Below are 17937 nucleotides of genomic sequence, written 5' to 3'. Positions count from 1 at the left end.
ACATCGTCAGTGACGGACTATCGCAAGCTCTTCGATCTCACCGGCAAGACCGCGCTCGTTCTCGGCGCCGCATCCGGCATCGGCAAATCGTCGGCCGAAGCGCTTGCGGATCTGGGCGCCCGTGTCGTCTGCGCCGATCGCGCGCGCGATGCCGCGGAGGCCACCGCCGCCGGCATTCGCGACAAGGGCGGCTGGGCGGAAGCAGCTGGCTGCGACGCCGCAAGCGCCGCGGACGTCAACGCGCTGGCCCAAACCGTGATGCAGAAGTTTCCGCGGCTCGACATCGCCGTGACGACGCCCGGGCTCAACATCCGCAAGACCATCCTCGACTACACCGAGGAGGATCTCGATCGCGTCCTCAACCTCAACGTCAAGGGCACGGTCTTTTTCTTCCAGGCCTTCGGCCGCATCATGGTGGCGCAGAAGGGCGGCAGCATCATCGCCTGCTCCTCGGTCCGCGCGGTGACGATCGAGCCGGGCCTCGGCGTTTACGGCTCGACCAAGGCGGCGATCGGTCTCCTGGTGAAGGGCTTTGCCTCCGAGGTCGGGCACGCCGGCGTGCGCGTCAATGCGATCGCCCCGAGCATCGCCGAGACCGCGCTGACGGGGCCGTTCAAGCAGCGCCCCGACATCTACAATCTCTACGCCGGGCACACCGTGTTCAACCGCTGGAGCAGCGCCGACGAGGTCGCGACCGCCGTCGCCTATCTCGCCTCGGATGCCGCGAGCTATGTCAGCGGCAGCACGCTGTTCGTCGACGGCGGCTGGACCGCAGTCGACGGCCCGCCGACCGGTCTTACCCAGTTGCACAAGTAGCGCAAGGCGTAGCTCGGGTTGCGCTACGTCGCGCGGTTCACTGGCCCGCCTCCTTCGCAACCGCAGCAGGAAGCTCCGGCGCGCGCGGCTTGAGCAAATCGCATGGCGCTTGCCGGATAAATGCGCTCGGCTGGCCGGTATTTTGGTGTTACGAACTGGGACATGAACCAGCACGCCAAGATCAACCCGAAGATCGAGATCCGCCATTCGACCTGTCCGCATGATTGCCCCTCGGCCTGCGCGCTCGATGTCGAGGTGGTCGAAGGCCGCAGCATCGGCCGCGTCCGCGGTTCGAAGAAGCAGACCTACACCGCCGGCGTCGTCTGCGCCAAGGTCGCCCGTTATGCCGAGCGCATCCATCATCCCGAGCGATTGATCTATCCGCTGCGCCGCACCGGGCCCAAAGGTTCAGGTCAGTTCGCGCGGATCTCCTGGGACGAGGCCTTGGACGAAATCGGCCACCGCTTCAATGCGGCCGAGCGCGAGTTCGGCGCGGAATCGATCTGGCCCTATTACTACGCGGGGACGATGGGGCTCGTGATGCGCGACGGGCTCAACCGTCTCACCCATGTGAAGAAATATTCGCGCTTCTATCAGACCATCTGCGCCAATGTCGCGCGCATCGGCTTTGCGATCGGCACCGGCAAGATCGCCGGCGTCGACCCGCGCGAGATGGCCCTGTCCGATCTCGTCGTGATCTGGGGCACCAATCCCGTCAACACCCAGGTCAACGTGATGACGCACGCCGCGCGCGCTCGCAAGGAGCGCGGCGCGAAAATCGCGGCGATCGACATCTACGACAACGAGACCATGAAGCAGGCCGACATCAGGATCATCCTGCGCCCCGGCACCGACGGCGCCTTCGCCTGCGGCGTCATGCATGTCCTGTTCCGCGATGGCTATGCGGACCGCGCCTATATGGACAAGTACACCGATTGTCCGGCCGAGCTCGAGGCGCATCTGAAGTCGCGCACGCCGGAATGGGCCTCGGCGATTTGCGGCGTCCCGGTGTCGGAGATCGAGGCGTTCGCCAAGGCCGTCGGCGAGACCAAGCGGACCTTCTTCCGTCTTGGCTATGGCTTCACCCGCTCGCGCAACGGCGCGACGCAGATGCATGCGGCGCTGTGCATTCCTGCCGTGACCGGCGCCTGGCAGTATGAAGGCGGCGGCGCCTTCTTCAACAATTACGCGCTGTGGCGCTTCAACGAATCCATCATCGAAGGCCATGACGCGATCGACAAGACCACCCGCGCGCTCGACCAGTCGCAGATCGGACGTATCCTCACCGGCGATGCCGAAGCTCTGCAGCGTAAGGGCCCGGTCAAGGCGATGCTGATCCAGAACACCAACCCGATGACGGTGGCGCCGGAGCAGGCGCTGGTCGCCCAAGGCTTTGCGCGCGAGGATCTGTTCGTGGCGGTGCACGAGCAGTTCATGACCGAGACGGCGCGGATGGCCGACATCGTGCTGCCGGCGACCATGTTCATGGAGCATGACGACCTCTATTACGGCGGCGGCCATCAGCACATCTCGGTGGGTGCGAAGCTGATCGACCCGCCGGGCGAATGCCGTTCCAACCACCAGGTGTTGCAGGCGCTGGCGCCGCGGCTGGGCGCCAGGCATCCCGGCTTCGAGATGAGCCCGCGCGAATTGATCGATGCCACCTTGAAGCTGAGCAATCACGGCGACATCGCCGGCCTCGAAGCCGACCTCTGGCGCGATCTGCAGCCGGATTTCCGCACCTCACATTATCTCGACGGCTTCGCTCACGCCGACGGCAAATTCCATTTCAGGGCCGATTGGGCGCATCCGCCGTTCGGCGTCACCATGGGCGATGTCGACAAGATGCCCGATCTGCCGGACCATTGGGCGGTGATCGAGCACGCCGACCGGGCCCATCCGTTCCGGCTTGCGACCAGCCCCTCGCGCAGCTTCCTCAACACCACCTTCAACGAGACGCCGTCCTCGCAGGCGCGCGAGGGCAGGGCCAGCGTGATGATCCATCCGTTAGATGCCGCCGCGCTCGGCATCGCCGATGGCGATGCGGTGACGCTCGGCAATAGCCGCGGCGAGACCACGCTGATCGCGACGCTGTTCGAGGGCGTGCGGCGCGGCGTCCTGATCGCCGAATCCGTCCATCCCAACAGCAACCACATCGGCGGTCGCGGCATCAACGTGCTGACGGGCGCGGACACCATCGCCCCGATCGGCGGCGCGGCGTTCCACGACAACAAGGTCTGGATCAGGATGGCGGCCTCAGCTCAAGGCGTGCACTCCGTGACGCCGTAGCCTGCGAATTCCCTCGCAATGTTCGGGTTCATCGACTTCGCCTGCGCGATATCGGTGGCGCCGTCGCTGCCGCTTCTGCGCGCAGCGACGCCGCGGCCGAACAGCGAGGACGAGGAGCGCGGGTTGCGCTGGATCGCGTCGGTATAATCCTTGATCGCCTCGGCATTGCGCCCGAGCTTGAGGTTGACGAGCCCGCGGCTGTCGAGTGCATCGCTCAAGCCGGGGTCGATCTGGAGCGCCAGATTGCAGTCGGCGAGCGCGCCTTGCAGGTCGGCCGTCGCAGCCCGGGTCCAGCAGCGGTTGTTTAGGGCTTCCGCGTCCCTGGGCGCGCGGCGGAGCACTGCGTCGAAATCCTGCATTGCGAGCGCATAGGCTCGCTTGATCGCGTAGACCTGGCCGCGCTTGTAGCGCGAGGTGACATCGTTGGCGTTCGCCGCGATCTTGCGGCTGAGATCGGCGATGACGGAATCTCGTGCCAGCTCGTCCGCATTCGGGGCGGGCTCCGCCTGGGGCACCTCGCAGACCGGCTTCTGCGGCTCGATTGTCTGCGGCCCCGGCTTGGTCGGAGCCGGGTCGTCCCGCGGTGGCCGCGCCGCCGGGCTTGCGAACGAGAACTCCGTCGTCAGCGAGGACGACAGCCAGGGCACCTGTTCGCGCTTGGTGGCGGCAACGACGCCGTTCTTGGTGTTGGTCAGGGCCTGCTCGGCGCTGATGTTCGGCGCGCGCATTTCGCGCAGCAGCTCGGCGACGAACAGGCTGCGATCGGTCTTGCCGGTCGCCGTGACCGCGCCGAGCGCGGCGGAGTAGAGCACCAGCGTATTACTCGGGGCGATTGCCGGTGCCAGGCCGGCCGAATGGCGGCGGAAGCGCCGCTCGAACGGGTTGCGTCGGGAGGCGTCGATCAGCGCGATCTTGATCGCGGCACCGCGCGTATTCATCTCGGCGAGGATGGCGTCGAGGCTGAAGCCGTCGCGTGAGACGTCCGGCTCGGTCCAGATCTGGGCGTCGACCGGCAGCAAATAGGTCTGGCGGTTGGACTGGATGGCAAAGCCGTCGAAGAAGATCAGCACCACCGCGCCGCGCTCGATGCGGTCGTAGAAGCGCCCCAGCGCCTGCCGCATGGCATCGCCGGTGAGATTGCTCTGCCTGTCGACGACGAAGCCACCGCGCTTCAATTCCTCGGCGACGTCCTGGGCATCGTTGGCGACCTCGCCGAGGACGAACTCATTGTCGGGATATTTCGCGTTGCCGATCACCAGCGCGATCTTCGCGGCGTCGGCCGCATGGCATGCGGCACCGCCGCTCAGCACGACCAATCCTGCCAGCAACAACATGAATGCGGCGCGCATGAAATGGCTCATCGGTGATCAAATCTCCGGTCAGGATAGCGCGCGCAAGCCCCAGTTCAATCGCGAAGCGAAGTTGCGCCCACACGCTATGGTGAGGCGACCTCGCAGATTGCCCTTGCGCGCGCCGCCGGTCCTGCCGCAAATGGCTGCAAAACGGGACCAAGTAAGCGAGCATGCCATGACCGATATCACCGCTGTCATCACCGAGAAGCGCGGGCAGGCGTTCTGGATCACCATCAACCGGCCGGAGAAACGCAACGCGCTGAACGGCGAGGTCATCGCCGGCATCACAAGAGCCTATCGCGACGCACATGACGACAAGGACGTCCGCGTCATCGTGCTGACGGGCGCGGGCGACAAGGCGTTCTGCGCGGGCGCCGACTTGCAGAATTCCGGCGCGGCTTTCGCGATGGATCATTCCAAACCAAATGTCGACTATGCTGATCTGTTACGTTTGTCACAGAACGCCACAAAACCGGCGATTGCGCGGGTCGGTGGCGTCTGCATGGCCGGCGGCATGGGCCTTCTGTGCATGACGGACATGGCGGTTGCGGCCGATCACGTCGTCTTCGGCCTGCCGGAGGTGAAGGTCGGCGTGTTCCCTATGCAGGTGCTGAGCCTGTTGCAGAACATCGCGCCGCCGCGCCTCGTCAACGAATGGGCGCTGACGGGCGAGCCGTTCGACGCCAAGGCGGCGCAGGCCGCGGGCCTCCTCAACTACGTCGTGCCTACGGCGGAGCTCGATGCCAAGGTCGACTGGCTGATCGGCCGCATCGTCGACAAATCCCCGACCGCGATCCGCCGCGGCAAATACGCCATGCGCGCGATCGCCTCGATGTCGTTCGACGAGAGCATCGCCTACACCGAAAGCCAGATCGCGCTGCTCGCGATGACCGAGGACGCCAGGGAGGGACTGAAGGCGTTCAGCGAGAAGAGGAAGCCGGTCTGGACCGGGAGGTAAGGGAAGGGTCCGGTCATTCCGGGGCGCGCGCAGCGCGAACCCGGAATCCATCGTGCAGCGCAATAGGGAGGAATGGATTCCGGGCTCGCGCCAATGGGCGCGCCCGGAATGACGAGCTACCCCGCATTCGCCTTGAGCCCCGCCGCCTGAATCCCCGCCACCGCGCAGGCCTCGTCGTTGTCGGAGGTGTCGCCGGAGACGCCGACCGCGCCGAGCAGGGTCGTGCCGTCCATGATCAGCACGCCGCCGGGCACCGGCACCAACGCGCCCTTGGCGATCGTGTTCACGGCATCGATGAAATAGGCCTGCTCCTGCGCGCGCTGGAACAAAGCGCGCGAGCCCATGCCCATGGCAAGCGCGCCGTAGGCTTTGCCATGCGCGATCTCGGCGCGCATCAGGCTGGTGCCGTCCTGCGCGGCCGCGAGCTTGAGCACGCCGCGCGCGTCCAGGATGGTGACGACCAGCGGCTTCAGCTTCAGCTCGCCGGCCTTGGCGAAGGCGGCATCGAGGATTTTTCGGGCGGTGTCGAGGGTGAGATCAGCCATGGCTGGTTTCCTTTGCAGCTGGAGAAATGGTGTTGGTTTTGGCGCGATCGAGGCTCATGGCCAGCACGCGCGCAACGTGAAGCGCCTCGCGCTGGGCGCCGTCTCGGATCTGGTGCCGGCAGGAGGTGCCGTCGGCAACGACCAGCGTATCCGGGTCCGCGCGCCGCACGGCCGGCAGCAGCGACAGCTCGGCCATCTCGATCGATGCATCGTACGTGTCGGCGCCATAGCCGAACGCGCCGGCCATGCCGCAACAGCTCGACTCGATGGTCCCGACCTCAAGTCCCGGGACGAGGCGCAGCACCTGCTCGACCGGCTTGAAGGCGCCGAAGGATTTTTGATGGCAATGGCCGTGCACCACGGCCTTGTCGGCGACGACGCCGAGCGGCAGTTGCAGCCTTCCGGCCTCGGCCTCGCGCACCAGGAATTCCTCGAAGGTCAGCGCATGGGCGCCGATCGCCTTGGCTTCGTCGTCCTTGCGCAGTGACGCGAGCTCGTCGCGCAGCGTCAGGAGGCAGCTCGGCTCGAGGCCGACGATCGGCACGCCCCGCGCCGCGTATGGCGCGAAGGCCGAGACGAGCCGGTCGAGCTCGGCTCTGGCTTCGTCGACGAGACCGGCAGAGAGGAACGTGCGGCCGCAGCACAGCGGACGGCTGCCGCTCGCAGGTTTGGGCAGATGCACGCGATAGCCGCCGGCCGCGAGCACACGCAGCGCGGCGTCGAGATTCTCGCGCTCATAGATGCGATTGAAAGTATCGGTGAACAGCACGACCTCGCGCCCCGTCTCCGGGCCAATGGTTTCGGCGGGCGGTACGAACACATCGCTGCGGAAGGCGGGGAGGGCCCGGCGCGCGCTGATGCCGGCGAAGCGCTCGAACAGCCTTCGGAGCAGCGGGCTGCCGTTGCGCACATTCGCCAGCGGCGCCAAGCGCGAAGCAAGGCCGGCATAGCGCGGCAGATATCCGACCAGGCGGTCGCGCAGCGTCAGGCCGTGAGAAGCGGCGCGCGCCGCGAGCACCTCGATCTTCATCTTGGCCATGTCGACGCCGGTGGGGCATTCATGGCGGCAGGCCTTGCAGGAGACGCAAAGCTTCAATGTCTCCATCATCTCATCCGACGACAGCGCATCGGGGCCGAGCTGGCCGGAGATCGCAAGCCGCAGCGTATTGGCGCGGCCGCGGGTGACGTCCTTCTCGTTGCGTGTGGCGCGGTAGGACGGGCACATCACGCCGCCCTCCAGCTTGCGGCAGGCGCCGTTGTTGTTGCACATCTCGACCGCGCCCTGGAAACCGCCGCCGGCGCCGGGATAAGCGGACCAGTCGAGCTTCGTCTTCAGCTCGCCGACCCGATAGTCCGGCTTGAAGCGGAACAGCGAGCGGTCGTCCATCCTTGGCGCATCGACGATCTTGCCGGGATTGAGCACGCCGGCGGGGTCGAAGCGCTGCTTCACCTCCCTGAAATCGGCGACGAGACGCTCGCCGAACATCGCCTCGTGGAATTCCGAGCGCACCAGGCCATCGCCATGCTCGCCGGAATGCGAACCCTTGTACTCGCGCACCAGCGCAAAAGCCTCTTCGGCGATGGCGCGCATCGCCTTGACGTCTTTCTCCAGCTTCAGGTTCAGAACGGGACGCACATGCAGGCAGCCTTCGGAGGCGTGCGCGTACATCGTGCCGCTGGTGCCGTGCTTGGAGAACACTTCGTTCAGCCGCGCGGTGTAGTCGGCGAGGTGCGGCAGCGGCACCGCGCAGTCCTCGACGAAGGAGACCGGCTTGCCCTCCTGTTTCATCGACATCATGACGTTGAGCCCGGCCGCACGGAAATCGGCGACGCCGCTCTGCAGCGCCGGCTCGGTGATCTCGACCACGCCGCCCCATTTGCGCCTGTCGTTGTGCCAGCCGAAGCCGAGATCGCCCATCAGCTCGCTGAGCTGCTTGAGGCGCACCAGATTGTCGGCTTGGTCCTCTTCGGCGAATTCGACCACCAGCACGGCATCCGGATCGCCCTTGATCGCCGCGGAGATGACCGGTGCGAACATCGCGATGTCGCGGCCGAGCGCGATCATGGTGCGGTCGACCAGCTCGACAGCGATCGGCTTGAGCTTGACGAGGTGCTGGGCCGCGTCCATCGCCTCGTAGAAGCTGCCGAAATGGCAGACGCCGAGCGCCTTGTTGCGGATCACGGGCCACAGCTTGAGCTCCACCTTGGTGGTGAAAGCGAGGGTGCCTTCGGAGCCGACCAAAAGATGCGCCATGTTGTTCGGCGCATTGCGCGGCACCAGCGCATCGAGATTGTAGCCGCCGACGCGGCGCTGCACCTTTGGGAAGCGCGCGGCGATCTCGTCGGCCTCGCGGGTGCCGAGGTCGAGCATGTCGCGGAACAGGGCGCGGGTGCTGTCGCTCGCATCGAGGTCGGAGAGATCGCGCGCGACCTCACCGAAACGGCTCAGCGTGCCGTCGGCGAGCGATGCCTCCATCGACAGCGTGTTGTCGCGCATGGTGCCGTAGCGCAGCGAGCGGCCGCCGCACGAATTGTTGCCGGCCATGCCGCCGATGGTGGCGCGGGAGGCCGTGGAGACGTCGACCGGAAACCACAGGCCGTGCTTTTTGAGCTGACGGTTGAGGTCATCCAGCACGATGCCGGGCTCGACCACGCAGCTGCGGCCTTCGACGTCGAGCGACAGGATCCGGTTGAGGTGCTTGGAGAGATCGACCACCAGGCCGTCATTGACGGTCTGGCCGCATTGCGAGGTGCCGCCGCCGCGCGGGGTGACCTTCAACCCCTCGTCCTGCGCGATTGCCAGCGCCCGCAACGCCTCGTCCATGGTCTTGGGGACCACCACGCCCGCCGGCATGATCTGGTAGAACGAGGCGTCGGTGGCGTAGCGGCCGCGGCTGAAGCCATCGAACAGGACGTCGCCGGTCAATTCCGACCGCAGGCGCCGTTCGAGCGAGGAGGCGTTCGTCATCCCTGATCCCGGACTGATCCAGCGGGGCGCAGCCTTGCTGAGTTATTCATTGTGGTTCCTGACCGACTATCTTGTGAATGCAAAATGAGCGGAGCCGGGTGTCCTCAAGGCGATTCCGGCACGCTCTCCTGGGGCTCGGTCAGATGCTCGATCGCCGCCGTCCGCTTGTTGCGCAAATGCTGGAACAGGATGTCGCTGAGCTCGCTGCCGGCGCGGCGGCGCAGCGCATCGAGGATGGCCTCGTGCTCGCGCATGGCTTCCGCCCAGCGCTGCCGCTTGCGGGCGAAATTGGCGGAGTAGCGGACGCGTCGGATCCGGCCGGCGAAATTAGCGTAGGCAATCTTCAGCGTCTCGTTGCGCGCGGCCGCGACGATGCTCTCGTGGATGCGCTGGTTGGCCTGGAAATAACCGTGCATGTCGCGATGCAGGTAATGGCCGTACATCTCGTAGTGCAGCTGCTCGATCGCTGTGATTTCCGCATCCGTTATGGCTTCGCAGGCGAGGCGCCCTGCCAGGCTTTCCAGGCCTGCCATGACGTCGAACAGTTCCTCGAGATCAAGCTGGCTGAGCTGGCGTACCCGTGCGCCGCGGTTGGGCAATAGCTCGATCAGGCCCTCGGCGGCGAGCACCTTGAGCGCCTCGCGCAACGGCGTGCGGGAGATGCCGAGCATCTCGCAGAGCTGCCGCTCGGGAACGCGCGCGCCTTCGGGAAGGTTGCCTTCGACCACGTAGTCGCGCAGCCGCAGCAGGATCTCGCCATGCAGGGAGGCCTCCTGCCGGTCGCCATTGCCGGCGAGCGGGGTGATCGGAACCCCATTGTCGGGAATCGTCGATTTCATTTGCAGCACAGTAATTTGCCCGATTGGTCGCGTCGACGCTTGCAATCGAATACCAGATTTCGATTGAACGGACAAAAAATGAATGCAAAATAGCCAATGGAGCCGACCATAGCCCGCCAAAGGGGAGCTTTTTATGCCTCAGGGACGCCATTTCCTGCAGATTCCTGGGCCGAGCCCGGTCCCCGAGCGCGTCCTGCGCGCGATGGACATGCCTGTCATCGACCACCGCAGCGCCGAATTCGGCGAGCTCGGCCGGACCGTCCTCGAAGGCAGCCAGAAGATCTTCCAGACCAGGGGGCCGGTCGTGATCTTCCCGTCGTCGGGGACCGGCGCCTGGGAAGCTGCGATCGTCAACACGCTGTCGCCCGGCGACAAGGTGCTGATGGTCGAGACCGGCCACTTCGCCACGATGTGGCGGCAGATGGCCACCCGCTTCGGCATCGAGGTCGATTTCGTCCCGGGCGACTGGCGCCGCGGCGCCGATCCCACTGTGATCGAGGCCAAGCTCTCCGAAGACGCCGCGCGCACCATCAAGGCGGTGATGGTCGTGCACAACGAGACCTCGACCGGCGCGACCAGCCGCATCGCCGAGATCCGCGCCGCGATCGACCGCGCCTCGCATCCGGCACTCTTGATGGTCGACACCATCTCCTCGCTCGGCTCGGTCGACTACCGCCACGACGAGTGGAAGGTCGATGTCAGCGTCAGCTGCTCGCAGAAGGGTTTCATGCTGCCGCCCGGCCTCGGCTTCAACGCGATCTCGGACAAGGCCTTGGCCGCGTCCAGGGCCAACAAGATGCCGCGCTCCTATTTCGACTGGGAGGAGATGCTCAAGCCCAACGCCAAGGGCTTCTTCCCCTATACGCCCGCGACCAATCTGCTCTACGGCCTGCGCGAGGCGATCGCGATGCTGCTCGAGGAGGGGCTCGACAATGTCTTTGCGCGGCATCAGCGCCTCGCCGCGGCGACGCGGGCCGCGGTCAATCATTGGGGCCTCGAAGTTCTGTGCCAGGAGCCTTCGGAGTTCTCGCCGGTGCTGACGGCCGTGCTGATGCCTCCGGGGCATGATGCCGATCAGTTCCGGAAAGTCGTGCTCGACAATTACAACATGTCGCTCGGCTCGGGCCTGTCGAAGGTCGCCGGCAAGGTCTTCCGCATCGGCCATCTCGGCGAATGCAACGCGCTGACGCTGCTCGGCGCGCTCACCGGCGTCGAGATGGGCCTGTCGGTGGCCGGCGTGCCGCACCGCTCCGGCGGTGTGGACGTCGCGATGAAGCTGCTGGAGCAGCGCCCGCAGGGCAATGCCGCGCCGCATCTGAAAATCGTCGGCACGTAAGGTGGTCGCGACGGAGCGGCCGAGGGCAGGCCGGCCCGCTATGCACGAATGGCCCTTTCGAGGAGGGGACAATCCAGTCAAATGGTGCTATTCGGCGCCCACCAAACCAAGGCAAGACCGGGAAGGACGCCGATGACCGTGCATACTGGAAGGCATTTCTTACAGATTCCAGGACCGACCAACGTGCCTGATCGGGTGCTGCGGGCGATGGACATGCCGACTTTGGACCATCGCGGTCCGGAGTTCGCCGAGCTCGGTTTTGCCGTGCTTGCCGCAATGCAGCGCGTATTCCGCACCAAGCAGCCCGTGATCATCTTCCCCTCGTCCGGTACCGGCGCCTGGGAAGCGGCGATGGTCAACGTGTTTGCGCCGGGTGACAAGGTCCTGATGTGCGAGACCGGCCAGTTCGCCGTGCTCTGGCGCGGCATCGCCGACAAGTTCAAGCTCGATGTCGACTTCATCCCGAGCGACTGGCGCCACGGTGCCGATCTTGCGGAGATCGAGACGCGCCTTGCCGCCGACAAGCAGCACGCCATCAAGGCGGTCTGCGTCGTGCACAACGAGACCTCGACCGGCTGCGTGACGCCGCCGCTGGAGGTGCGCAAGATCCTCGACCGCACCAAGCATCCGGCGCTGCTGATGGTCGACACCATCTCCGGCCTCGGTTCGATGGAATATGAGCACGACGCCTGGGGCATCGACGTCTCGGTCGCGGGCTCGCAGAAGGGCCTGATGCTGCCGCCGGGCCTCGGGTTCAACGCGGTCTCGGAGAAGGCGCTTAGCGTCGCCAAGGCGAACCCCGGCATGCGCTCCTACTGGGATTGGCAGGAGGTCATCAATTTCAACAAGCTCGGCACCTTCCCCTACACGCCGGCCACCAACCTGCTCTACGGCCTGCGCGAGGCCGTGAAGATGCTGGAGGAGGAGGGGCTGGAGAACGTCTGGACCCGGCACAAGCGCCACAGCGCCGCGACGCGTGCTGCGGTCAAGGTCTGGGGCCTGGAGACGCAATGTGCCGATCCCGCCGCGCATTCTCCGGCGCTCACCGGCGTGCGCGTCCCCGAGGGCTTTGATGCCGATGCCTTCCGCAAGGTGGTGCTGGAAAACTTCGATATGTCTCTCGGCACCGGCCTGAACAAGGTGAAGGGCAAGGTGTTCCGCATCGGCCATATCGGCCATTTCAACGATTTGATGCTGATGGGCACGCTCGCCGGCGTCGAGATGGGCCTCGACCTCGCAAAGATCCCGCACCGGAGTGGCGGCGTGCTCGCGGCCATGGACGTCCTGAAGGGACGCGACGTGGTGCCGATGACCAAGGCTCAAGTCGCCTAAGGCTCAGGTTGCCTGAGGGCGGCCTGAGCGAACTTTAACGAAGAAAGTGAGCGCGCGATGAACGCACCGATGGCGACCAACGAAGACCTGCTCTACTCCGTCACGGACGGTATCGCGCGGATCACCTTCAACCGCCCCCAGGCGCGCAACGCCATGACCTTCGCCATGTACGACCGCATGGCGGAGATCTGCGAGGAGATCAACGCCGACCGTTCGATCAAGGCGCTGATCCTGACCGGGGCGGGCGACAAGGCGTTTGCCTCCGGCACGGACATCTCGCAATTCCGCGCCTTCAAGACCGCGCAGGATGCGCTCGACTACGAGGCGCGCATCGACCGCGTGCTCGGCACGCTCGAGCAGTGCCGCGTGCCCGTGATCGCGGCGATCGCCGGCGCCTGCACCGGCGGCGGCGCAGGGATCGCGGCCTGCTGCGATCTTCGCATCGGCACCGAGACGACGCGGATGGGCTTTCCGATCGCGCGCACGCTCGGCAACTGCCTCTCGATGTCCAACATCAGCCGCATCGTCGCGCTGGTCGGTCCCGCCCGCACCAAGGATATGATCTTCTTGGCGCGCCTGGTCGAGGCGCAGGAGGCGCTGGCGCTCGGCCTGCTCAACGAGATCGTGCCCGACGTCGAGACGCTGCAGCGCCGTGCCGACGAGACTGCAAAGCTCGTCGCCAGCCACGCGCCGCTGACGCTGGAAGCGACCAAGGAGGCCGTGCGCCGCATCCGCCGCACGCTCTCGCGCGAGGAAGGCGAGGATCTGATCCTGAAAGCCTATATGAGCGAAGATTTCCGCGAGGGCATGGATGCCTTCCTCAACAAGCGGGCGCCGGTCTGGAAGGGCAAATAGCCCGCCTCCGTCCGACTTTCGCCGTGCCGGATGTGGCGCGGCGAGCTGGCCGATCGCCGGACGTTAGCCGTCGGTCGCGCGCAACTGCAATTGTCACAAATTCATCAAGCGGTTCCACGCGTCGGAACTGCGATTGCGTGGGCCCGAATTTGCGCGGCAGCGTTGACGGGCGAGGGGGCTCATGCATAAGATCGCGGAGGTTGCATCGTGCCTTCTGAAGTTTTGCGCCGACCGGCCGGCAAGCATTTTAGTTTCGATCGAAATTGAGTGACGTGAATTTGCGTGAGGCGTTCTGACCGGCCGTGCGGCAACCAGGCGTCATTGAAGTGAAATTGAACTGTAGACTTAGCGACGTAATTTCGACCACGCGAGCCGCGTCAGAATTTCATTGACCATCTCGACCCCAGGCTCGGTCTCGCGAGCAAACCGAATGTCCTGAACCAAGACCCCTTAAGCCATCGCTTTGATGCGAGACCGTCGCGTCTCGTCTGATTTCTCAGGCCGATTAGTCACGCCGCCGCATGCATCTGCGGCGGCGCCTCCATGGCAACGCAGGCAGGGATTTTTCCATGACCAACCGCACGCCGGTTTTCACCTCGTCGTCCGCAACGGGCAGCTTCACCGAATTTGCCAACCTCAACGATTCAACCTCGCTGCACACGCTGTCCGGAACGATGAGATTCAGGGACAGCGACAGGACCGACACCCACACGACGTCGGCGACGCTGCGTTCCGCCGTGGTATCAGGCGGAACGACCATCCCGGCGGCGTCGCTCGGGCATTTTCAGACCGCGATGCAATCGCAGATCCTGAGCGATGCAAACGGATCGGGCCAGCTCAGATGGAGTTTCAGCGACGCGGACGGGGATTTCGACTTCCTCGCCAGGAACCAGACGCTGGTCCTGACCTACGACATCAAGGTATTCGACAATCACGGCGGCTTCGCCATCCAGACGGTCAAGATCACCGTCACCGGCACGGACGACAAGCCGGTCTTCAACATGACGACGGCGGCGACCGTCACCGAGCAGGCCAATCAGACGCTGTCGCTCTCGCCCGACACGGTTCACGTCGCGCTCAACTTCACCGACGACGACCTCGCCAACACCGGGCACACCGCGACCGTGACGGGCGTCTCCGCCTCCGGTGCCACCGCCGGCCTGTTGCCGGGCCCGTTCGGCACTGCCGAGCTGATGTCGTTCTTCCATGTCGACAACGTCGTCAAGGCGTCCGGCTCCTCGGCCGGCACCATCAACACCACCTTTTCCGCGCCCGATCTCGCCTTCGACTATCTGGCCGCGGGCCAGCATCTCGACATCACCTACACCGTGCGGCTCGACGATCATGCCGGCGGCGTCTCCACCCAAACAGTGACCGTGACGGTGGTCGGCACCAACGACCGGCCGCTGTTCCTGTCGTGCCCGGACTCGGCCGCTCTCGTCGAGGATGAAGATGTCGACCCGGCCGGCAATCTCACCGCGCATGACAGCCTGGTCTTTGCCGACATCGATCTTGCCGACACGCATGTCGTCTCGACGACGGTCACGGCGAGCCGTTCCGGCGGCGGCGCGATACCTCTGACGAATGCGCAATTGCTGGCCGCGTTCGGCACTTCGCTCCAGGATTCGACCGGCCATCTGATCGGCGAGGTCGACTGGAATTTCGCGTTTCCAAATTCCTCGGCCGGTTTCCTCAACGGCGGCGAGACGCTCGAGCTCGTCTATCACGTCACCGTCACCGATCCCTCCGGAGCTGCCACGACCCGGGACGTCACCATCACGATCCTCGGCGTCAATGAGCCGGTCGTGATCACGAGTGGACCCCAATCCTCGACCGTGGCCGAGCTGGAGGCCACCACCGGCTCGCCGGTTCTCGACACGACGCCGACGAGCCCGGCCGGCACGCTGGCCTTCACCGACCAGGACACCAGCGACACGCACACGGTGACGGTGACGCTGGACTCGACCTCGGGGCCGACGCCGCCCGCCGCGACACAGGCCGATCTCGCTGCGGCGCTGACGACGACGCTGCACGATTCCACCGGTACCGGCAGCGGCAGCATCGACTGGGACTTTGCGATTCCCGATCAGGATCTCGACTATCTCGCCGCCGGCGAGACGCTGACGGTGACCTACGATATCACGGTCGCGGACGGCTCGACCAACGCGACCCAGACCGTCTCCGTCGTGATCGCCGGCGCCAACGACGCGCCGGTGATCACGAGCGGGCCGGAATCGGCCTCGTTGTCCGAGCAGCCGGGCGTGACCGGCTCGCCGTCGCCCAACACCACGAGCCCGGTGCCGACGGGCACGCTGAGCTTCAATGACGTCGATCTGTCGGACACGCATTCGATCAGCGTCGTGCTGGATTCGGCGGTGTGGTCGGCCAATCCTTTCGCCGTCCCGGGGCAGACGCTCGTGGACCTGCAATCGGCGCTCGCCACCGTGCTGCACGATTCCACGGGCACCGGCTTCGGCAGCATCGATTGGACCTTCAGCATCCCCGATGCCGATCTCGATTTCCTGAGCCTCGGCGAGACGCTGATTGTGCAATATTCCGTCAACGTCTGGGACGGCTACATCTATTCGGCCCAGACCGTCACCGTCACCATCGATGGGGCGGCCGATCCGCTGGTTCTGACGCCGCTGACGATCGCAGCGTCCGATACCGCCGGCCCGGATGCCGGCACGGGCATCGCCACGGGAGCCATCTTCGACATCACGCAGCCGGTGGATTTGAGCACGCCGCGGACCGTGACCGAGGTCAACGGCAGCGCCGCCAATGTCGGCGTTGCGGTAGCCGGTGCGCATGGAACGCTGGTGCTGAACGCCGACGGCTCCTACGGCTATGTCGCGGATCCCTCGGTCGACGCGCTTGTTGCCGGCGACAGCGTCACCGACCAGTTCACCTTCACCGTCGATGACGGCCAGGGCCATCAGGCCTCGACCACGCTGACCTTCGAGGTCGCGGGCGCCAACGACAATCCGCTCGTCACGGCGGCCAGTCTCAGCGGGGCGGTCACGGAGGACGCCGGCCCACCGGTGATCCTCAACGGCGATTTCGAGACCGGCAATTTCGCCAATTGGACGGTGAGCGGCGGCGGACATATCCAAGTCACGCAGCTCGAGCTCGGCGGCAGCTTCGGCCATTATTCGGTCGAGCTGCAGGCGAACAGCAGCCCGGAAACGCTGTCGCAGAACGTCGCGACCACGCCGGGCCAGCACTATTTCGTCAGCTTCGACGTCATCGGCGACCCCGAGAGCGTCAACGCGCCGTTCACCGTGTCGTGGAACGGCGTGACCATCCTGGCGCTCGCCAACGTGCCGTCCGGCGTCAACCACTATTCCTTCGACGTGCTCGGCGACGGCTTGCTGTCCTCTACGCTGCTGCAGTTCTCCTACCAGACCGACGGCACCGGCATGATCCTCGATTCCGTCAACGTCAGTCCGGCGACCGGGCCCGCTACCGAGTCCACGCAAGGTGCGCTGTCGTTCTCCGACGTCGATCCCGGCGATACGCACAGCGCGAGCTTCGTGCCGAGCGCCGGCGGCTATGTCGGCACGTTCTCGCTCGATCCGGTCAGCGAGGCCGGCGGCACGGGATCGGTCGCCTGGCATTTCACGGTCGACAATGCCGACATCCAGTTCCTGGCGCAGGGGCAGACCCTGACCCAGGACTATCAGGTGACGATCGCCGACAACAACGGCGGCTCGACCACGCGTGACGTCACCGTCACCATCATCGGCACCAATGACGCCCCGAGTGCGGTCGGCGAGACGGTCATCACCGACGTCGGCGCCAACGCGACGGTCGCGATCCCGGGCTGGGCGCTCGCCATGAACGATACCGACCCCGACAGCATCGACCATTTGTCGCTCGGCACCATCACGGCGAGCTCCGGCGGCAGCGCCTTCCAGTTCGGAGATGCCTTCTTCGGCGACGACGCGACGCTCGGCGGCTCGTTCAGCTACACGACCTCCGACGGCAACACGACCTCGTCCAATGTGGCCACCGCGACCATCGTCAACAACGCGGCCGGCGCGACCGCGCTGACCGGCACCGGCGGCGACGATATCCTGATCGCCACCAACGGGACCGAAACGATGAGCGGGGGCGGCGGCAACGACGTCTTGATCGCCACCGCGAGCGGCAATGCCATGACCGGCGGCAGTGGCGACGACTGCTTCGCCTTCCTGCAGCCGTCCGGCCCGAGCGCGGTCGGCGATTTCAACAACACCACCGAGCACGACCGGATCGCGGTCTCGGCGAGCGGGTTCGGCGGCGGGTTGACGGCGGGGATGGACGTGACGTTCGAAGCTTCCGGTGACGATGTGTTTTCGGGCTCGTCCCAATTCCACTTCGACACCGCGAGCCAGACGCTCTATTTCAGCGCCGACGGGACGCAAGGCGCTGCGGTCGCCTTGGTCACCCTCCAGAGCGGCGTGCTGCTCGGTCAGCACGACATATTGGTCGTCTAGATCCATCGCCATCGCGCCAAGGCGCGGGCCAGGCAGGCCCGCGCCGTCATGCGCCGAGCCACCTCATTCCAAAATCATGAGTGGGATGATGCGGGGATGGCTTGAACTCGGCTGCATTCGCCAGCACAATGGACGTTGAATTCATCGTTGAATTTCCAATGCAAACAAG

11 protein-coding genes are annotated in these 17937 nt (G+C 65.6%); 7 read left to right on the top strand and 4 right to left on the bottom strand.

The genetic code is table 11. The features are described 5' to 3' along the window. Window positions 1-9: 9 nt before the first annotated feature. On the top strand, window positions 10-816 hold the full coding sequence (locus AC24YW_RS24675; RefSeq protein WP_487485151.1) for an SDR family NAD(P)-dependent oxidoreductase: 807 nt from the start codon (window positions 10-12) through the stop codon (window positions 814-816). Between the two features lie 162 nt (window positions 817-978). Then, window positions 979-3105 (top strand): molybdopterin oxidoreductase family protein, encoded by a 2127-nt coding sequence (locus AC24YW_RS24670; RefSeq protein ID WP_487485150.1) that lies wholly within the window; start codon window positions 979-981, stop codon window positions 3103-3105. On the opposite strand, the gene AC24YW_RS24665 is transcribed toward AC24YW_RS24670, so the two are convergent. Beyond that, window positions 3078-4466, bottom strand: coding sequence for a caspase family protein (locus AC24YW_RS24665; protein WP_487485149.1), 1389 nt, complete (start codon window positions 4464-4466; stop codon window positions 3078-3080). The genes AC24YW_RS24670 and AC24YW_RS24665 overlap by 28 nt on opposite strands. 166 nt (window positions 4467-4632) lie before the next feature. Here AC24YW_RS24665 and AC24YW_RS24660 point away from each other — a divergent pair, with 166 nt between their 5' ends. Then, the gene (locus AC24YW_RS24660; RefSeq protein WP_487485148.1) at window positions 4633-5415 is read left to right on the top strand and encodes an enoyl-CoA hydratase/isomerase family protein; all 783 of its coding nucleotides are present in this window, start codon (window positions 4633-4635) and stop codon (window positions 5413-5415) included. A 116-nt stretch (window positions 5416-5531) separates the two neighbouring features. On the opposite strand, the gene AC24YW_RS24655 is transcribed toward AC24YW_RS24660, so the two are convergent. The 3 genes from AC24YW_RS24655 to AC24YW_RS24645 form a co-directional block, all read right to left on the bottom strand. Continuing rightward, entirely contained in the window at window positions 5532-5960 is a 429-nt protein-coding gene (locus AC24YW_RS24655; RefSeq protein ID WP_036007469.1) for a GlcG/HbpS family heme-binding protein, read from the bottom strand. After that, a complete protein-coding gene (locus AC24YW_RS24650) occupies window positions 5953-8928 on the bottom strand; it encodes an FAD-binding and (Fe-S)-binding domain-containing protein (protein WP_487485147.1) in 2976 nt (991 codons plus the stop codon). The genes AC24YW_RS24655 and AC24YW_RS24650 overlap by 8 nt, the downstream gene beginning before the upstream one ends. 104 nt (window positions 8929-9032) lie before the next feature. After that, window positions 9033-9767 carry a GntR family transcriptional regulator gene (locus AC24YW_RS24645; RefSeq protein WP_487485146.1) on the bottom strand — a complete coding sequence of 245 codons (735 nt, stop codon included), beginning with the start codon at window positions 9765-9767 and terminating at the stop codon, window positions 9033-9035. Between the two features lie 133 nt (window positions 9768-9900). Here AC24YW_RS24645 and AC24YW_RS24640 point away from each other — a divergent pair, with 133 nt between their 5' ends. From AC24YW_RS24640 to AC24YW_RS24625, 4 genes are all read left to right on the top strand, one after another. After that, window positions 9901-11103, top strand: a complete 1203-nt coding sequence (locus AC24YW_RS24640; protein WP_487485145.1) for a pyridoxal-phosphate-dependent aminotransferase family protein — start codon at window positions 9901-9903, stop codon at window positions 11101-11103. A gap of 132 nt (window positions 11104-11235) precedes the next feature. Beyond that, the gene (locus AC24YW_RS24635; RefSeq protein ID WP_487485144.1) at window positions 11236-12435 is read left to right on the top strand and encodes a pyridoxal-phosphate-dependent aminotransferase family protein; all 1200 of its coding nucleotides are present in this window, start codon (window positions 11236-11238) and stop codon (window positions 12433-12435) included. Window positions 12436-12492: 57 nt separating this feature from the next. Then, window positions 12493-13290, top strand: a complete 798-nt coding sequence (locus AC24YW_RS24630) for an enoyl-CoA hydratase/isomerase family protein (RefSeq protein WP_487485143.1) — start codon at window positions 12493-12495, stop codon at window positions 13288-13290. A 569-nt stretch (window positions 13291-13859) separates the two neighbouring features. Further along, entirely contained in the window at window positions 13860-17768 is a 3909-nt protein-coding gene (locus AC24YW_RS24625; RefSeq protein ID WP_487485142.1) for a beta strand repeat-containing protein, read from the top strand. Window positions 17769-17937: the final 169 nt, after the last annotated feature.

The sequence above is a fragment of the Bradyrhizobium sp. USDA3516 genome (genome assembly GCF_057651995.1).
The sequence above is the reverse complement of the archived record's forward strand: the minus strand, read 5'-3'. Positions and strand labels throughout refer to the sequence as shown.